The organism is Marinobacter sp. DS40M6, assembly GCF_028581595.1.
Classification (GTDB): Bacteria; Pseudomonadota; Gammaproteobacteria; order Pseudomonadales; family Oleiphilaceae; genus Marinobacter; species Marinobacter salarius.
In genome coordinates this window covers 209,358-227,400 of record NZ_JAFCAE010000006.1, presented here as the reverse complement: position 1 = coordinate 227,400, position 18,043 = coordinate 209,358, and the positions used below count along the sequence as shown (strand labels likewise).

At 58.3% G+C, this 18,043-nt stretch carries 14 protein-coding genes and 1 tRNA gene; 8 read left to right on the top strand and 7 right to left on the bottom strand.

Translation table 11 applies throughout. From position 1 onward, the window contains the following. Positions 1-19: 19 nt before the first annotated feature. A complete protein-coding gene (gene uvrB, locus JJO78_RS16605; protein WP_227517948.1) occupies positions 20-2,056 on the top strand; it encodes an excinuclease ABC subunit UvrB in 2,037 nt (678 codons plus the stop codon). On the opposite strand, the gene rimI is transcribed toward uvrB, so the two are convergent. Next, entirely contained in the window at positions 2,053-3,165 is a 1,113-nt protein-coding gene (gene rimI / locus JJO78_RS16600) for a ribosomal protein S18-alanine N-acetyltransferase (RefSeq protein ID WP_091641955.1), read from the bottom strand. The genes uvrB and rimI overlap by 4 nt on opposite strands. Positions 3,166-3,406: 241 nt before the next feature. On the opposite strand from rimI, the gene JJO78_RS16595 reads away from it, so the two are divergent. Further along, on the top strand, positions 3,407-4,906 hold the full coding sequence (locus tag JJO78_RS16595; RefSeq protein ID WP_041333093.1) for a RimK family protein: 1,500 nt from the start codon (positions 3,407-3,409) through the stop codon (positions 4,904-4,906). A gap of 12 nt (positions 4,907-4,918) precedes the next feature. Here JJO78_RS16595 and JJO78_RS16590 read toward each other — a convergent pair whose 3' ends face one another. Beyond that, complete coding sequence (locus JJO78_RS16590; protein ID WP_091641957.1) at positions 4,919-6,085, bottom strand: cation diffusion facilitator family transporter; 1,167 nt, start codon at positions 6,083-6,085, stop codon at positions 4,919-4,921. A 372-nt stretch (positions 6,086-6,457) separates the two neighbouring features. Between JJO78_RS16590 and JJO78_RS16585 the strand changes: the two genes are divergently transcribed. Then, positions 6,458-7,477 (top strand): quinone-dependent dihydroorotate dehydrogenase, encoded by a 1,020-nt coding sequence (locus JJO78_RS16585; protein WP_273624169.1) that lies wholly within the window; start codon positions 6,458-6,460, stop codon positions 7,475-7,477. 214 nt (positions 7,478-7,691) lie between these two features. On the opposite strand, the gene rmf is transcribed toward JJO78_RS16585, so the two are convergent. After that, positions 7,692-7,901 carry a ribosome modulation factor gene (gene rmf / locus JJO78_RS16580; RefSeq protein ID WP_040474610.1) on the bottom strand — a complete coding sequence of 70 codons (210 nt, stop codon included), beginning with the start codon at positions 7,899-7,901 and terminating at the stop codon, positions 7,692-7,694. 322 nt (positions 7,902-8,223) lie between these two features. Between rmf and rlmKL the strand changes: the two genes are divergently transcribed. Next, entirely contained in the window at positions 8,224-10,407 is a 2,184-nt protein-coding gene (gene rlmKL, locus JJO78_RS16575; RefSeq protein WP_273624168.1) for a bifunctional 23S rRNA (guanine(2069)-N(7))-methyltransferase RlmK/23S rRNA (guanine(2445)-N(2))-methyltransferase RlmL, read from the top strand. Here rlmKL and JJO78_RS16570 read toward each other — a convergent pair. Together JJO78_RS16570 and JJO78_RS16565 are read right to left on the bottom strand one after the other, a co-directional pair. Next, the gene (locus tag JJO78_RS16570) at positions 10,391-11,017 is read right to left on the bottom strand and encodes an outer membrane beta-barrel protein (protein WP_273624167.1); all 627 of its coding nucleotides are present in this window, start codon (positions 11,015-11,017) and stop codon (positions 10,391-10,393) included. The two genes, rlmKL and JJO78_RS16570, sit on opposite strands and share 17 nt — an antisense overlap. Before the next feature lie 113 nt (positions 11,018-11,130). Next, complete coding sequence (locus JJO78_RS16565; protein ID WP_036208396.1) at positions 11,131-11,610, bottom strand: hypothetical protein; 480 nt, start codon at positions 11,608-11,610, stop codon at positions 11,131-11,133. A 110-nt stretch (positions 11,611-11,720) separates the two neighbouring features. On the opposite strand from JJO78_RS16565, the gene JJO78_RS16560 reads away from it, so the two are divergent. Beyond that, on the top strand, positions 11,721-13,013 hold the full coding sequence (locus JJO78_RS16560; RefSeq protein WP_273624180.1) for a M18 family aminopeptidase: 1,293 nt from the start codon (positions 11,721-11,723) through the stop codon (positions 13,011-13,013). 1 nt (position 13,014) lies between these two features. Here the strand turns inward: JJO78_RS16560 and JJO78_RS16555 are convergent. Beyond that, positions 13,015-13,090 (bottom strand) — tRNA-Asn (locus JJO78_RS16555). A 73-nt stretch (positions 13,091-13,163) separates the two neighbouring features. Between JJO78_RS16555 and JJO78_RS16550 the strand changes: the two genes are divergently transcribed. Beyond that, on the top strand, positions 13,164-14,129 hold the full coding sequence (locus JJO78_RS16550) for a YheT family hydrolase (protein ID WP_273624166.1): 966 nt from the start codon (positions 13,164-13,166) through the stop codon (positions 14,127-14,129). Between the two features lie 7 nt (positions 14,130-14,136). Here JJO78_RS16550 and JJO78_RS16545 read toward each other — a convergent pair whose 3' ends face one another. Further along, positions 14,137-14,769 (bottom strand): arylesterase, encoded by a 633-nt coding sequence (locus tag JJO78_RS16545; RefSeq protein ID WP_041333102.1) that lies wholly within the window; start codon positions 14,767-14,769, stop codon positions 14,137-14,139. Positions 14,770-14,849: 80 nt separating this feature from the next. Here JJO78_RS16545 and JJO78_RS16540 point away from each other — a divergent pair, with 80 nt between their 5' ends. Next, positions 14,850-15,542, top strand: coding sequence for an ABC transporter ATP-binding protein (locus tag JJO78_RS16540; protein WP_082040509.1), 693 nt, complete (start codon positions 14,850-14,852; stop codon positions 15,540-15,542). Continuing rightward, entirely contained in the window at positions 15,542-18,028 is a 2,487-nt protein-coding gene (locus tag JJO78_RS16535) for an ABC transporter permease (RefSeq protein WP_273624165.1), read from the top strand. The genes JJO78_RS16540 and JJO78_RS16535 overlap by 1 nt, the downstream gene beginning before the upstream one ends. Positions 18,029-18,043 lie beyond the last annotated feature (15 nt).

The following is an 18,043-nucleotide window of genomic DNA, read 5'->3' as shown; positions in this document are numbered from 1 at the left end:
TTCAGAAACCGGCGCGCTCATGAAAGACGGCGCCTTCAAGGTGGATTCCCCGTTTCAGCCAGCTGGGGATCAGCCCAAAGCCATTGATGGGCTGGTGGACGGTATCCACTCCGGCCTGGCACACCAGACGCTGTTGGGTGTGACCGGCTCGGGCAAGACCTTTACCATTGCCAACGTCATTCAGCAGGTGCAGCGGCCGACCATCATCATGGCCCACAACAAAACCCTGGCGGCCCAGTTGTACGGCGAGTTTCGTGAGTTCTTCCCGGACAACGCGGTGGAGTATTTCGTTTCCTATTACGACTACTACCAGCCCGAAGCCTATGTACCATCGTCCGATACGTTCATCGAAAAAGACGCCTCCATCAACGAACATATAGAGCAGATGCGTCTGTCGGCGACCAAGGCCCTGCTGGAGCGGCCGGATGCCATCATCGTTGCCACCGTATCCTCCATTTACGGCCTGGGTGATCCCCAGTCCTACCTGAAAATGATGTTGCACCTGGACCGGGGTGACCAGATCGACCAGCGTCACATCCTCCGGCGCCTCGCCGAGCTGCAGTACACCCGCAACGATGTCGAATTTCACCGGGCGAATTATCGGGTGCGGGGAGATGTGATCGATGTGTTTCCGGCAGAATCCGAGAAAGAAGCCATCCGCATTGAGTTGTTCGATGACGAGGTGGAAAACCTCAGTTACTTTGATCCCCTGACCGGTGAGGTTCTCCGGCGTGTGCCCCGTGTCACTATTTATCCGAAATCCCACTATGTCACGCCAAGACAGAAAGTGCTGGATGCCGTTGAGCGCATTAAGGTCGAGCTGGATGAGCGCCTGCAGCAACTCAGGGACAACAATCGCCTGGTGGAAGCGCAGCGTCTGGAAGAGCGCACCCGCTACGACATCGAAATGATGTTGGAGCTGGGCTACTGCAACGGCATCGAGAACTACTCCCGGTACTTGTCTGGTCGCCAGCCGGGCGAGGCGCCTCCGACGCTGTTCGATTATCTGCCAGCCAATGCGATGCTGGTGGTGGACGAATCCCACGTCACCATTCCTCAGATCGGCGCCATGTACAAGGGTGACCGTTCCCGTAAGGAAACTCTGGTGGAATACGGCTTTCGACTGCCGTCAGCACTGGACAACCGGCCCATGCGCTTTGATGAATGGGAGCGGATTGCACCGCAGATGCTGTTTGTCTCCGCCACCCCCGGCAACTACGAAGCCGAGCACGCAGGGCAGGTGGTTGAACAGGTGGTGCGGCCAACCGGCCTGCTGGACCCGGAAATCGAAGTTCGCCCGGCCTCTACCCAGGTGGACGATCTGCTCTCGGAAATCCGCTTGCGCACTGACGTCAACGAGCGGGTTCTGGTGACCACGCTCACCAAGCGTATGGCCGAAGATCTGACAGACTTCCTGATGGAGCATGATATCCGTGTGCGTTACCTGCATTCGGACATCGATACCGTAGAGCGTGTTGAGATCATCCGTGACCTGCGCCGGGGCGAGTTTGACGTACTGGTAGGCATCAACCTGCTGCGGGAAGGTCTGGATATGCCAGAAGTATCGTTGGTGGCTATCCTGGATGCCGACAAGGAAGGTTTCCTGCGTTCGGAACGTTCGCTGATCCAGACCATTGGGCGGGCTGCGCGTAACCTCCATGGCAAGGCGATTCTCTATGGCGATCGGATCACCGGTTCCATGCAGCGGGCGATCGACGAAACCGAACGCCGCCGAACGAAGCAGGCGGCCCATAACGAGGAGCATGGCATCACGCCGCAGGGTCTGAACAAGAAGATCGCGGATATCATGGAAGGCGCCGGTGGTGGCGGTGGTCGCGGTCGCCGTAAGGCCGAGCGTCCGGGCGAGAAGGCTGCCGAGGAGGCAGAGAAGTACCGTGCCAAGGCGGGTAACCGCTCTCCGGAAGAGGTTCTCAAGGAGATCACCCGCCTGGAGGACGATATGTACAAGGCCGCTGCGGATCTCGACTTCGAGACGGCTGCCAGGTTACGGGATGATATTTCCGAGCTTAAAGAGGCTGCCTTGCGGACTGGCTAACGCCTTGGTCCTACTATGACCGCTGCCTGCAACGGTTGGATCTTGCCGTAACGGGACATGCGGTCGAACACCCGGCGGTCTACCGGCAGGTATTGCTTGTCAGCGACGGTCTCACCAACGTCCGTGTCGATTTCCGGGTCGTGCAGGTATACAAACTGATCATCCATCGCACACACCGTCACCCAGTGGGGCACGCGGCTGCGATTCAGTTGCCAGGTGCTGATCAGGATCACCGGCACGCGGCCATCGTGGAGCGCAGCCTCCATACCATCCAGGGTGAGCGGGTCGTGATGGAGTTCGATGCCGGTCTGGCCGATGTCGTAGAGAAAGCCTTCGTGCACCAGCTCCAGAACCCGCTTCTTGTCGTCGTTGCGAACCGTGTCCTTGAATAGGGCACCTTCTTTGCTGATGTAGGCGCTGGCGTGGAACCCGCGATGCCAGGCCGCCAGTGCCAGGCCGTGGGGGCCGCAGCCGCCGTGGCCGGCGAGCATAAAGATGGTGGTGGCCTCACGCCAGAGTTTCAGTTCTTCCAGGGTGGTCATCGGCTGCTGTTCATCCAGGGCCGCCATGGCCATGATCAGGGCTGCCGGGCCGCAGGAGAATTCTGTGGTCTGGGGGTAATAGGGTACCGCCGGAAATTCCCGCGAAGGTTCGTAGAACAGGATGCGACGCTCGAAGCGCAGCGCGGTGCCGTGGTCTTCGTAGTAGTCCCGATAGGTGCCGAACTGGCGATAGCCCAGGCGTTGGTAGAGCCGTATCGCCGGGGAGTTGTCTTCCCGCACTTCGAGTCTCATCACGATGCGGCCGGCGTCGACCGCCGCAGCTTCCGCCTCACGAACCAATTGCTCGCCGATATTGCGGCCGCGTTCGGCTGGCGACACCGCGATGGAATAGATTCGCGCCAGCCGGGTGGCCGCGCTCATCAACACCAGGCAGTAGCCCACAAGTTCGTCGCCGGCCAATGCGACAATCAGGCGATCCCGCGGCATATCCAGGAAGCGCCGGAAGCTGCGCCGTGAGATCCGGTCTTCGGTGAAGCAGCGGTTCTCCAGCTTTACCAGTGCGTCCAGGTCATCGCTTGTGGCGTGACGAAAAGCGAGTGATGTCATAGTGAAAGAACTCTGGATAACTCAAATGTGGCGGCTTCGCCGGATTCAGCTTTGACGGCTATTATGAGTGAGTGCCGACGTTGCCGATAGCATGCAATCATGCGTAAAAGCACGCATTTCGTGCTAATTGTAGGCTAGAGCGTTCCGGCGTATTGTTGCGAGATTGTACAGGCACCGTCGACGCATGGTGGGCCTGTGTTCCCCAAGCTTCCGGCACTGCCTTCATGGAGGAATGCCACTGATGTCACGATTGTTGATTGTTGTTGACCGCGCCAAGGACTGGGCACCGTATTACCCCAGTGAAGACGTGCTGACTTTTGATCAGTATCTACAGTTTTCCGCGCCCACTTCCAGTCGGGTGCGGGTGATCAACCTGTGCCAGAGCGCCCGGTACCTCAGTCGTGGCTATTACTGTTCACTGCTGGCTGAGGCTCGTGGCCATCATGTGGTGCCGTCTGTGATGACGCTCAACGACCTCAGCCGCAAAGGGCTGTTCTCGCTGCAGTTGGATGAACTGGATGCGAGCGTGATCAATTGGCTTGAGGAAGCCGGGGCTGAGATCGAGCCCGCCGGTGACAATAACCACGCCACGCGGGAAGTGCGTGTCCGCACGTACTTCGGGCAGGCGGAACATGGGGATTTGAAGCCGGTTGCACGCGCGTTGTTTGATCGTTTCCCGTGCCCGGTTCTGGACGTGGTGTTCCGCCGTGGCAAAACCTGGCAGATAGCGTCCATGAAGCCAGGCTGTCCCGCCGACCTGAAAGGGAAAGAACAGGATGCATTCGCGGCGGCGTTTGACCGTTTCAGCAGCATGGTCTGGCGCAAGCCCCGTACCCGCCGTCGTTATCGGTTTGATCTTGCGATGCTGGTCAACGAGGACGAGGAAATGCCTCCCAGCGACAAAGAGGCGCTGGAGAAATTCGAGAAGGCTGGCCGTAAGCTGGGGATTAACGTGGAGCAGATCGGCCGCCGTGATTATATGCGGCTGCCGGAATACGACGGCCTGTTTATTCGCGAGACTACTGCCATCGATCATCACACCTATCGTTTCGCCCGCAAGGCCGAGGCCGAGGGCATGGTGGTGATCGACGACCCGGTGTCGATCCTGCGTTGTACCAACAAGGTCTATCTGGCGGATCTGTTGAAGAACAACAAGATCCCGACACCAAAAACCCTGATTCTGTCGAAAGATCAGAAAGACAGTGCTGAACAGGTGATTCGTGATCTGGGCTTTCCTGCCGTTATCAAGATTCCTGACGGTGCCTTTTCGCGGGGAGTCACCAAGGCGGAGGATGAAAAAACGCTGCGGGCGGGCCTGAAAGAGCTGTTCAAACAATCGGCACTGGTACTGGCCCAGGAGTACCTTTACACCGATTATGACTGGCGTATCGGGGTGCTTGGCGGCCGGGCCATCTATGCCTGTAAATACTACATGGTGGAGGGACACTGGCAGATCTACCAGCACGGTGGCGCGGAAGTGGACAGTGGTGGTTTCGATACCATGCCGACGTACGAGGTGCCCCGGAACGTCATCCAGGCAGCGCTCAACGCCACACGTCTGATCGGCAATGGCCTTTACGGTGTGGACATCAAACAGTCTGGTAACCGAGTGGCAGTCATTGAGGTAAACGACAACCCCAGCATTGATGCCGGGGTTGAGGATCGATTCCTGGGAGGGGAGTTATACACCCTGATCATGCAGGAGTTCCTGTCCCGCATGGAGGAAAAGCGGCGTCGCTAGACAGACGCCCTGTCAGTTCTCGGTATGGGCGTGCCATATCCTGAGGCTGCCGAACCACGCGTAGCGGCCAAGGTCCTCGCTGATCTGACGGGCGTCAGGAAGTGCCTCAGACTCAGGAATCTCCATAAACAGTTCCATATGGACCCGGTTGCGGAGGTAATGCAGCCGTAGCCGGTTGTTGGACGGCAGGTTTTCTATGTGTTGGTGAAGTACCTCGCGGATTTCCGCTCGAGCGGGCAGTTGCTCGGAGGTCTGGGGGTGGATTTCGTCGTTCTCGGCATCAATGTGGAAATTGATGTCGAGAATGTTGTCCAGGGCATTGCGCATGGCTTTTACCACCTGCATTCCTATCTGATGCCCTTCGGAGACACTGATCTCCGGCGACACCACGAGGTGCACATCCAGCAGGATGTCATGCCCCATGCGCCTGCTGCGAAGTTCATGCACGTTGCGCACGCCGTCGGTCTTACTGGCGATGTGTTTCAGTGCTTCGGTATCTTCCGGGGACAGGCCTGTATCGACGAGTTCTTTCACGCTGTCGCGGGTGAAGCGCCAACCGATGTGAATGATGATCCCGGAGATAATCACTGCCGCGAGAATGTCCAGCCACAGATAGCCCAGCATGGCGCCGATGGTCGAGAAGAGCACCACCACGGAGGAGAGGGCATCAGTGCGGCTGTGCCAGGCATTGGCGATGATCAGGTCCGAACGGATCGCTATGCCAACCCGGCGTGTGTAGCGATAGATCCATTCCTTGCTGGCAATGGAGATGACGGCTGCCACCAACACCGGCCATTCGGGAATGTTCACAGCGCCGCCATCAAGCAGTCGCAGGGTGTTATCCCAGGCCAGGGCCGCGCCAACGGCAATGAGGATGCTGCCGAGCACCATGGTGCCCATGGTTTCTATGCGTTGGTGGCCATAAGGATGGTCCTGGTCTGGCGCTTGACGGGACACCCGCATGACACCCAGTACGACCAGGTCCGATGCGACATCCGTAAAGGAATGAATGCCATCCACCAACAGCGCCTGGGAATGAAACAGCGTTCCGGCGATGACCTTGAGAATGCCCAGTACACCATCCAGTAGCATTCCGATAACGGTTACACGCGATGCTGCCCTGCGCTCCTGGGGGAGTCCCTTGGGTTCTTGGGAGGAAAAGGTCTGCTGGTCCGTCATTGAGGTTCTCCGTGGGCCTGATCGTCAGTATAACGAACCTGCCACTGTATGTTTTATGCACATGGGCGTAATCGCTGAATGACGTAACATTCTGTGACTGAACTGCCTGTCGTGACAGAAAAGGCTCCGTAACTATTTGATATTTATAAATAAATAAACTGATCAAAAAATGATCAATCTGTAGGCTGGCGCGAATATCAAGGGTTCGGCCGCGTTGCCCCGCGATTTTCAACAGGGTTATCCACAGATTCCGTGGAAAAGGTCACAAGAGCTTAACGCTACAGACATTTAGCCGTCATATTTAAGGTGTAGGGCGATGCTGTGGAAAACTTCCGGTATACTCCGCATCGTTCTCGATCAGGGAGATTGTGTATGTATGGCATTATGCGCGAACTGCTGTTCCGGCTGCCACCGGAGACTGCTCATAACCTGACGTTGTCGGGGCTCGATATGGCAGGAAAGCTCGGGTTGCTCCAGGCGCTCGTCAGCAAGCCGGAGCCGCTGCCAACCAAGGTGATGGGCCTGGAGTTTCCCAATCCCGTTGGGCTGGCTGCAGGGCTCGACAAGAACGCTGATCATCTGGATGCCCTGGGCGCATTGGGATTTGGGTTTATCGAAGTAGGCACTGTCACGCCTCTGGCTCAGCCCGGCAACCCGAAGCCGAGAATGTTCCGGCTCCCTGAGCACAGCGCCATTATCAATCGGATGGGTTTTAACAATCATGGCCTTGAGAACCTGCTGGATCAGGTGGACAAGCGTCGTTACGCCGGCGTACTGGGTATCAATGTCGGCAAGAACAAGGCCACACCCAACGAGGAATCCGAGTCAGATTATCGCAAAGGTATCGCGGCGGTGTATTCCCGCGCTGACTACATCACGGTGAACGTATCATCCCCCAATACGCCCGGCCTGCGGGATCTTCAGTTTGGCGACTCTCTAAAGGGCCTGATGCACGCCATCAAGGAGGAGCAGGCACGTTGTGAGAAGGAACATGGGCGCTACGTGCCGTTGGCGGTGAAGATCGCCCCGGATATGGACGACGACGGAGTGCGCTTTGTGGCCAACGCCCTGAAAGATTCGGGGCTGGACGGTGTCATAGCCACCAATACCACCATCAGCCGCGAGGCCGTTGCCGGGCATCGGTACGCGGAAGAAGCTGGGGGGCTCAGCGGGGCGCCGGTAAAGGCGTCTTCCACCCGGGTGATTCAGGCTCTGTATGCGGAACTGGGAGAGTCGTTACCGATTATCGGGGTAGGCGGCATTACCGACGGTGACAGCGCGGCTGAAAAAATTCGTGCCGGCGCAAAGTTAGTGCAGATTTATACCGGTTTTATCTATCGCGGTCCGGCGCTGATCCGGGAGTCGGTCGACGCGATTCGGCGTCTGACTTGATGCGGTGGTGAGAACGGTGTGCCATGAGGTGTGCCAGGAAGTGAGGCCAGAAATAAAGTGGGCCCGCTTAGCGGGCCCGTGCGGGGAATAAACCCCGTGGCGTTTCATCGCATGGTACGGGTCGGGAGGACCCGTTTGGGTTGCTCTGGGTACTGCGCCAAATTGTGTGTTGTTGAAAGATCAGATTAAAGATTCGGGGTGCTGACAAACAACGTTATGCCGTTACGTTTGCCAGTCTGTGGATGCCGGATACGCCGGTCATGCCCTCCCATTGATCTGTGCGGCCTTCTCGCCACCCGTTGAGCCATTCCTGGCGAACTTCCGGCTGTTCCAACGGGCAACTGTCTTTTGCTTTACCGGACACGCCGGCCAGGTAACCCCGTTTGAATGCACGAGCGTACATATCTCTTTTCTGTCTTTTCATGCCGTTCCTCACTGATGGATTAACAGAACAAGCGTGTACACATCTGCCGTGGCCGGGACTTGGGGCAACCCTTCCGGGGTAACCCACTATTGTCAGGTATGGCCAGAGCAGTCAGGATCCTGTTAACAGGGAGCCCTTTGTTGGCTCCCCGGAACGACGCGTCACCTACAAGGTAAGACTAAGCCAGCGCCCTTGTACACTATTTATTTCATCTATATGAAGCTTCTCTTATAGTTGTGTGACATAACAAGCCAGTGAAAACCTCGGAAAATGCGCTAATCCCACGACCTTAGCCGCCGTAGAAACGACTCAGGAGTCGAACGTGTCAGACCTTAACTTTTTCGTAACCTGCCCCAAGGGCCTGGAGTATTTGTTGGAGGACGAACTGCGTACCTTCGGCATGGACCCGGTCCGGAACGCACCGGCAGGTGTCTGGGCCAACGGCACCCTTGAAAGTGGCTATCGTGCCTGCCTGTGGTCGAGGCTCGCAAACCGGGTCATCCTTCATCTGGCGGACGTGGATGCCACCTCCGGTGACCAGATGCTGGGGGGTGTGACGGATCTGGAGTGGCAGCAGCATATTCCGATGAATGGCAGTTTTCGCGTCAACTTTGTGGGTCAGAACGAAGCCATCCGAAACACGCAATATGGTGCCCAGCGAGTGAAGGATGGCATTGTGGACCGTCTGCGCAGTGCCAGTGGTCAGCGGCCTTCCGTGGACGCCAAAAACCCGGATGTAACGGTATCCGCACGCCTGAATCGCGGCAAACTGTCGGTAGGCATCGACCTGAGCGGCGACAGCCTCCATAAGCGGGGCTACCGCACGGAAAAGGGGGCAGCGCCACTGAAGGAAAATCTGGCGGCGGCTCTGCTGACGAGATGCGGTTGGCCGGAACTGGCGAAAGCCGGCGGCGATTTCATCGACCCTATGTGTGGTTCCGGCACGCTGGTGATTGAGGCTGCCATGATGGCTCTGGATCTGGCGCCCGGCCGCAAGCGCGAACGTTTCGGTTTTGAGCGTTGGCTGGGCCACCAGCCGGACCTGTGGTTGTCACTGCGCCAGGAAGCCGAGAAGCGCGCCTATACCGGCAAGCAGGGCATTGAGGGGCGCGTTCCTGCCTTCCTGGGCTTTGACCAGGATCGAGGGGTGATACAAACCGCAGGGAACAACCTGCAACGGGCTGGCCTGGAAGGCATCGTAACCATCAAGCAGCGGGGAGTTGACCAGTTCAGCCACGAAGAGGCCTGGGCCGAGACCGGCCTGGCGCTGGTTAACCCTCCCTACGGCGAGCGCCTGAGCGAACGCAAGGAGCTGGGTGGTCTTTATCGCAGCCTGGGTGAAGCCGTTAAGGAAGCGTTGCCGGGCTGGCGGTTTGGCGTATTCACCGGTGCGCCCGAGTACGGCAAATCCATAGGCCTTCGTAGCTACAAGCAGTACCGACTCTACAACGGCAAGTTGCCGGCGCAGTTGCTGTTGTTCAACGTGGATGACGCCAGCGCCATGACACCGCGGGAGCCCGATGTACCTGGCGAGGTGACGCCTCGCATCGCCAATGAAGAGCGCGCTGCGATGCTGCGCAATCGCCTGAAGAAAAATATGAAGACCGTCGGCCAGTGGGCCCGCAAGCAGGGTATCGGCTGTTACCGCCTGTATGACGCCGATATGCCCGAGTTTGCACTCGCTATTGATGTCTACGAGGGTCGTGTCCACGTTCAGGAGTACGCTGCTCCCAAGTCAGTCGACGAGCGTTCCGCACGGGAACGGTTGGCCGAGGCTCTGGCGGTGATTCCTGACGCCATCGGTGTCGAGCGGGAAGACATGGTCTGCAAGCAACGACAGCGGCAGACAGGTACCAGCCAGTACGAAAAGCAGGCAGCCAGCGGAGAGTTTTTTAACGTTCACGAACATGGTTGTGTTCTGAAGGTGAACCTCAAAGATTATCTGGATACGGGCCTGTTCCTGGACCATCGACCAGTACGCAACTGGATTCAGCAGAATGCTGCGGGCAAGCGGTTCCTGAATCTTTTCTGTTATACCGGAGCGGCCACCGTGCACGCAGCGGTCGGCGGCGCGACCCGTTCACTGAGCCTGGACATGTCGAAAACCTATGTGAACTGGGCTCAGGAGAATCTCGCGCTTAACGGTGCCGATGCGTCCCATCACCGGGTGGAGCAGGCGGATTGCCTGGCGTGGCTGGCGGGCAAGCCAACCAGCGATCAGCGTTTTGACCTGATTTTTATGGACCCGCCCACCTTCTCGAATTCCGCCCGCATGGCCGGGGTACTGGATATTCAGAAAGACCATGGCCGGTTGATCCGCCAGGCGATGCAGCGGTTGACCTCAGAGGGCCTGCTGATTTTCTCGACCAACTTCCGGCGCTTCAAGCTGGATGAGAGCCTGGAAGAGGAGTTCGCCATTGAAGAAGTGACCCGGGACACCCTGGACCGGGATTTTCAGCGCAATGCTCGAATTCACCGGTGCTGGCAGGTCAGAACTCGTATTTAAAACCGGTTGAGAACTGGAAGGTGTTCGCGCCGGTTTCGGTGTCTTCAAATAACCGGCCACCTTCCAGGACGATGAAACCATTATCGATAACCTCGAAATCCAGGCCAAGCAGCCAGCTCACGCTGAAGGAACTGTCCGGATATTCGTCCGCGATTGAGGCGTAGGGCGAGTCATCGTCAGGATCGGCTTCCCGGGCCTTGCCCAGCGGAGTCAGAGTGGCAACCCCCTGGACGTGGGAAAACCCGAACTGGGCATAGGCGTTGGCGTAATCGGTGATCGGGTAATGGCCGCCGATGTACCAACTGGCGAAGTACTCGATGTCCAATTCCAGTTCGTTGTCGATTTCGGCGGTGGTGGTACCTGCACCTGCGCGGATCTCCACGTGAAAATACTCGGAAATATGCGTTCCAAGCACCATGGATCCTGTGGTTGACCAGGCTGTTTCGAGGGTGTTCTGGCCTACAGACCGGTGGTTGAGGCCGGTGGCCAGAATGCCGAAGTAGGTCATGCCTTCGCGGGGAGTTTTATCCTGTGCGCTGGCCATGCCCGGTGTGAGCAATGCTGCGGAAAGCGTGGCGGCCGTGAAGAGGTGTCGCAACAGCGTGTTCATTGTTATTGGGCTTCCTGGCGTTGTCGGATTCCGACAGATTCTGCCTTCTGTAACTGTTTGTTACGTCGACACAAGTCACAGTTCGCATTGCCAGCGACGTTGTAGGATGGGGTTCAGTCGAAGAAGCCTTCCTCACGTGCAATCAATAACAGTGCATAGACCCCGTTTTCGGGCAGTTGAGGTTCCAGGCCTTCGTCGGACAGCAGTTGCCTGCGTCGGTCGTCCAGCGCTTCCCGGGGCAGGGACGTGACCAGTTCTTCCATGCCCGCGATTTCGAAGGGCGCGTCCATGGCGACGGCAGTGAAGATCAGATCCACCAGGATTTCGTCCGGATCCATGCCGTCCACGTAAACCGTCTGGTCGGGCAGGTCCTGATGAAGCTCCTGGGCCAGTTCGATCAGGGGCACGCCCTGTTCTTCCAGGTAGAGCAGGTCGATATCGCCCAGGTCGGCGTCTTCCGGTATCCATTCGTCGGCCGGGGCGATGACGACGGTTTTCATCTGACCGTCTTCCAGTGACCAGGCCATGGCCACGGGGAACAGAACGTCGTCGGTCTGGCAGTATTCGATATCAAGAAAACGCGGTGCGGGCAAGGTACACTCTCCGGGTAGCCGGGCTGCGCGGGCAGCCGTTTTGTACGGATATGACGTCGGGCGCCATCATGCCATACTGGCGCCGCAATTATCAGTTTATCAGGGACATCATGGAACACGCTGAATTTAACACCAATCTGCTCGAATTTCTGAACGCATCACCGACCCCCTGGCACGCTGTAGCCAGTATGAAGCATCGTCTTGATCAGGCGGGTTTCAAGGCCCTGGATGAGAAAGAAGACTGGGAACTGGAAGCGGGGCAGGGCTATTACGCCATCCGTAACGGCTCATCCATCGTGGCGTTCCGCACTGGTCGCCGCGACCCCGCGGAAGCCGGTATTCGTATGGTGGGTGCCCACACCGACAGCCCCTGTCTGAAGGTGAAACCTAACCCGGAACTGCGCCGCAAGGGGTTTTTCCAGTTGGGTGTGGAAGTGTACGGCGGCGTGTTGCTGAATCCCTGGTTTGATCGTGACCTGTCCCTGGCGGGTCGGGTCACTTACGTGGATGAGTCCGGGTCGGTGAAAGACACACTGATCGATTTTCGCAAGGCCGTGGCGTATATACCCAGCCTCGCCATTCATCTGGACCGGGAAGCCAACAGCAATCGCACGGTTAATCCACAAACCGATCTTCCGCCGGTATTGATGCAAGTGCCGGAGGACGACACCACCCGCTTCACCGATCTGCTGACCGACCAATTGGCCACGGAGGCCCCAGGTGTCCGCGTTCGTAAAATTCTGGGCTATGAGCTTGGCTTCTACGACGCCCAGCCAGCATCGCTGGTGGGGCTGCGCGAGGACTTCATTGCATCGGCACGGCTGGATAACCTGCTGAGCTGTTACATAGGGCTGCAGGCTTTGATCGAATCTTCCGGAGACGAACCGGCGCTGCTGGTATGCAACGACCACGAGGAAGTGGGCAGCATGTCGGCGGAAGGGGCTCAGGGGCCGTTCCTGTCAGCGGTTCTGGATCGTTGGTGCGGTAAGGGTCGGGCGCGCGCGATTGCCCGCTCGATGATGATCTCGGCGGACAACGCTCATGGTATCCACCCCAACTACATGGACAGGCACGACGAGAACCACGGCCCGCTTCTGAACCAGGGGCCAGTGATCAAGGTCAACCATAACCAGCGTTACGCCACCAATAGCCGCTCAGCAGCGTTGTACCGCCACATCAGTGATGAGCTTGACCTGCCATATCAAACTTTTGTGGTGCGCAGTGACATGGGGTGTGGAAGCACGATTGGCCCGCTCACCGCCGGTAATCTTGGGGTGACAACGCTGGATATCGGTGTGCCACAGTTTGGCATGCACTCAATCCGGGAAATGGCAGGAACCAGAGATGGGGTGACGTTGTTCCGGGTGCTGCGGGACTTCATGCAGCGAGAGGAGGTGCTGTAAATGGCTCCCCGAGCTGGGCTCGAACCAGCGACAAACGGATTAACAGTCCGTTGCTCTACCAACTGAGCTATCGGGGAACAAAGTCGGAATGGCGCGCATAATAGGGGCTTTGCCCGGCGGCGTCAACCCCATGAATTGAAAGGTTAAATTTTGTACGACCACAATCTGTATTACAAGCCGCCCCTGTGGTTGCGCAATGGCCACGTCCAGTCTGTCTGGCCGACTCTGTTTCGCAAGGTGTCACTGACAGAGCCGGTCAGGGAATCGCTGCCAACAGACGACGATGACGAGCTACATCTGGATTGGTATCGCCAGGGGAACGACCGGTTGGCGGTGTTATCCCACGGCCTGGAAGGGCACAGTCAGCGTCCTTACATGCAGGGATTGGCGCGGGCGCTGTTGAACGACGGTTGGGATGTATTGGCCTGGAACTTTCGTTCGTGCGGCGGTGTGATGAACCATCAGCCCCGCTTTTACCACAGCGGCGCAACTGGCGACCTGGACAGGGTCGTGCAGCATGGACTTGCTCAGGGGTATGGAAAAGTGATGCTCTCGGGCTTCAGCATGGGCGGTAACCTCACTCTGCTATACCTCGGGCAGAAGTCAGAGCAGGTGGATAGCCGTATCTGCGGCGCTATCACCTACTCCGTACCCTGTGACCTGGCCGGCAGTGCCGATACGCTGGCCCGGCCCAGCCGGCGTATCTACATGCAACGTTTTCTGCGTGACCTTCACGCGAAGATGGAAGAGAAGTCGAAACGATTCCCGGGGCTGATCGATATTACCGGGTTCGAAAAGATTCGCAGTTTCCATGAGTTTGATGACCGCTACACCGCCCCGTTACACGGTTTCCGAGATGCCAGGGACTATTGGGAAAACTGTTCTGCCTTGTGGACTTTAAAGGACATCCGTGTGCCGGCGCTGATGGTTAACGCAGCCGATGACCCGTTCCTGTCCCGGCAATGTTTTCCGGAATCCCGTGCGCAACTGGGCGCTTACGTGCGGCTGGAAGCGCCCCGCTGGGGCGGCCATGTCGGCTTTGTTGAGTACGTTCAGGATGGCTATTACTGGTCGGAGCGGCGGGCTGTGGCGCATGCCCGCACGCTGGTGGCTTAAAGCAGGGCTATTCCCTGAGCATGGGTTCCAGTACTGGCCAGATGTTATCGAGCAACTGACCCTGCGCTTCTGCCGTTGGATGAATGCTATCGCCCTGCATCATGCCTTCCTGGTCATAGATACCTTCCAGGAAAAAGGGGAGTAGTTCGGTCTCGTACTGGTCAGCAAGTTCGGGGTAAATGTCCGCGAAGGCGCGGGTATATCGCTGACCGTAATTGGGCGGAATCTGCATGCCCACCAGCAGGGTTTCGGCGCCCGCCTCCTTTACCTGCTCAATCATCCGGGCCAGGTTCTGGCGGATAACGTTGGGCGGAAATCCCCGCAAGCCATCGTTACCACCGAGCTCGATGACAACAACGGCGGGTTCGTTCTTATCCAGAAGATCCGGCAGGCGGCGCAGACCGCCGTCGGTGGTTTCGCCGCTGATGCTGGCGTTCACCACCTGCCAGTGGTCCAGGCCCTCGCCCTCGAGCCGTTCCTGAAGCAGAGCCACCCAGGATTCCCCGGTTTGCACGCCGTAGGCTGCGCTGAGGCTGTCGCCAACGATCATCAGTGTGCTCTGGCTGGCCTGAGCCTGGGCACCAACACACATTAAAGCGAGAAAAACTATTGATCTCAGGCGTAAAAATACCGTATGCATAGAGGTCCTGTGTTCAAGACAACCGTTGTGGAGAGCTCGTGAGCGACTTAAGTGATCACAAACCGGATAACGTTAGCCCCATGCTGAAAGTCAGTAACCTGACGCACAAGGTCAGCCTGGAGACAGATACGTTGACGATCTTGCAGGGGGTCAGCCTGGAAATCAACCGGGGTGAATCCGTCGCAATTGTCGGGCGCTCCGGCTCCGGGAAAACCACGTTGTTGGGGCTGTTGGCCGGATTGGATACCCCATCTGATGGCACCGTTGAACTTGATGGTTCGGTGATCAGCAAGCTCAGTGAGGATGAACGCGCGAAACTCCGGTCCCGCCGTGTTGGCTTCGTGTTCCAGTCATTCCAGTTATTGCCGGCCCTAACCGCGCTGGAGAACGTTATGCTGCCACTGGAGCTGGGCGGTTTCGATTCTCCGAAAGCCAAAGCAAAGGAGTTACTGGAACGGGTCGGGCTTGGCGAACGGCTCTCTCACACCCCGAGGCAGCTTTCCGGTGGCGAACAGCAGCGGGTGGCCATTGCTCGCGCCTTTGCCTCCGAGCCGGCCATCCTGTTTGCCGACGAACCCACGGGCAATCTCGACAACCGCACTGGCGCTGACGTATCCGACCTGTTGATGACCCTGAATCGGGAGCAGGGCACAACATTGGTCATGGTGACCCACGACGAACGGCTTGCCGCCCGCTGTGGCCGACAATTCAATATTGAGGCCGGTGTATTGACCGAGCCCTCGACGGCCCCTCAGCCAGAAGCGGTGAACTGATGGCGGCTTCCAAGAAACTCATGTCGGTCAAACGTGACTGGCGCGAACGGGATGTTCGTGTGGTGCTCTCGGCGCTGATCATCGCGGTTGCCACGGTAGCAACCATTGCCTTGTTCGCCAGCCAGTTGCAGCGCACCCTGGTGTCGTCAGCCAGCTCTTTTCTTGCCGCGGATCGCCAACTGGAAGCGGAAAACGGCCGGCCGATTCCTGAGGGGTGGATGCAGGAAGCCGAGCAAAGAGGGCTGGAAACGGCCCGTATGGTCGAATTCTCCACGATGGTCTTTGGTGCCGGGAATTTCCAGCTGGTGTCGGTCAAGGCGGTGAACAACGAATACCCGCTGCGGGGCGAAGTGGAATACCAGGAGGGTGCGGAGGCACCGAGGCAAACGGTTGCTCATGGCCCTGCGCCGGGCGAGGTCTGGATCAACCCGCGTTTGCTGCGGCTCCTGGAGCTTGAACTGGGAGACACCCTGGAGGTTGGTAATCAGGGGCTGATCATTTCTGGCCTGCTGGTGCGTGAGCCGGACGGCGGCTTCAATATGTCCGCTCTGGCGCCGCGGGTAATGATGCACGTGGATGACGTTGGCGCCACCGGTGTGATTCAGGAGGGCAGTCGGGTTGAATACGTGTACCTGTTTGCCGGTGAAGAAGCGCTGCTCGACGATTACTACGGTTGGCTGCAGCCACGCCTGGAGCCCAGCCACGAGTGGGAGGGTGTGCGCGACGGCGAGACCTTCTCCCGCTCACTGGAGCGGGCTGAGCGTTTTCTGTTGCTGGGTGGCAGCCTGGCGGTGATGTTGGCGGCGGTCGCCGTGGCGGTCGCCAGCCGTCAGTACGCGTTATCGCAACGGGATACTGTCGCGCTGTTGAAAACCCTGGGGGTTCGCAGCCAGGGAATAGGCCGCCTGTACCTGCGTCGATTGGCTCTGTGGGGTATTGTTGGTGCCGTTGGCGGCCTGTTGGTGGCCTTACCTCTGTATTGGCTGCTGTCCAGCGTGTTGGGGGATGTGCTGGAGCGGCAGATAGACTACCAGATTGATCCCAATGCGTTGGCGCCGGCGTTGTTGACAGCGCTGGTGTCGCTGTTTGCCTTTGCGTATCCGCCCATCCGAAGGCTGCGGAATGTACCGGCGATGCGGGTGTTGCGAAGCCAGCCTGGCGAATCCGGCCGCGAAGCGATTCCCGACCTGGTGATTGCAGTCGTCGCAATCTTTGGCTTGGTATGGATGTATGCCAGGGAAGTGTCCCTGGTGTTGTCCCTGCTTGGTGGGCTTGCCTTGCTGCTCGGTACTCTGGGCCTGCTTGGGTGGTTGATGGTCACTACGCTGCGCCGCATCAGTGGTGGTGGGAACGCCTGGCGGCTGGCACTTGTGGGTCTGTACCGGCATCGCCGAGCCAGCCTGTCCCAGATTGCGGTCTTCGCCATGACGTTGATGCTGGCGGCTACGCTGATCCTTGTCAGAACGTCCCTGCTGGACGACTGGCAGTCGCAATTGCCTGAAGACACGCCCAATCACTTCCTGATCAACATCGCCCCGGAGGCGGTGGATGAGGTGGATGCATTCTGGGCGGAACGCGGGCACCCACTGGAGAAGCTGTATCCCATGGTCCGTGGCCGGCTTACCGAGTTGAATGGGAAGCCGGTGAAGGAAGCCGTGACCAAGGACGAGCGGGTCGGTGCCCTTAACCGCGAGTTAAACCTGACCTGGATGGAAGAATTGCCGGAGGACAACGGCATTGTTGCTGGCCAATGGTTCACGAACGGGCAGACCGACGGTGTCTCCATTGAAGCGGAGCTGGCTGGAAAGCTCGGTGTTGAGGTGGGGGATGAGCTTGGCTTCACCATTGGCTCAGAGAAGATCTCGGAAACCGTGACCAGTGTTCGTACGGTCCAGTGGGACAGCATGAAACCCAATTTCTACATGGCGTTTCCTCCGGGAGGTGGGCTGGAAGACATGCCCGCCACGTGGATTACGGCGTTCTATCTGCCGGCGGACCTGAAATCCCAGCTCAACGATTTTTCACGCCGGTTTCCCACGGTTTCCGTACTTGAAATCGACCATGTGATTGAGCGTATTCAGGAAATCGTACGGCAGGTTACCCAGGCTATCGAAGCGATATTGGCGTTGATCCTGGCCGCCGCTCTGGTTGTGATGGCTGCGGTAGTCAGTGCCACCATGCAGGATCGGCAACGGGAAGGTGCGCTGCTGCGGACTCTGGGCGGCCGACAGACACTGCTGGTAAGGAGTACCATGCTGGAATTCGCGTTGCTGGGATTCTTTGCCGGTATTCTCGGCGTTGCGGCTGCGGAAGGCGCCGTCTGGGCGTTGCAGTTCCGCATGTTTGAAGGCGAGTTCCGTTGGCACTGGCAGACCATACTGCCCATCCCACTGTTCAGTGCCCTGGTGTTGGCGCTGTTCGGTCGCTGGCAACTGAAGCCCGTATTGAGCGTATCGCCGATGCTCCTGCTCAGGCGACTTGAATAACAGAGGCGATTCCGG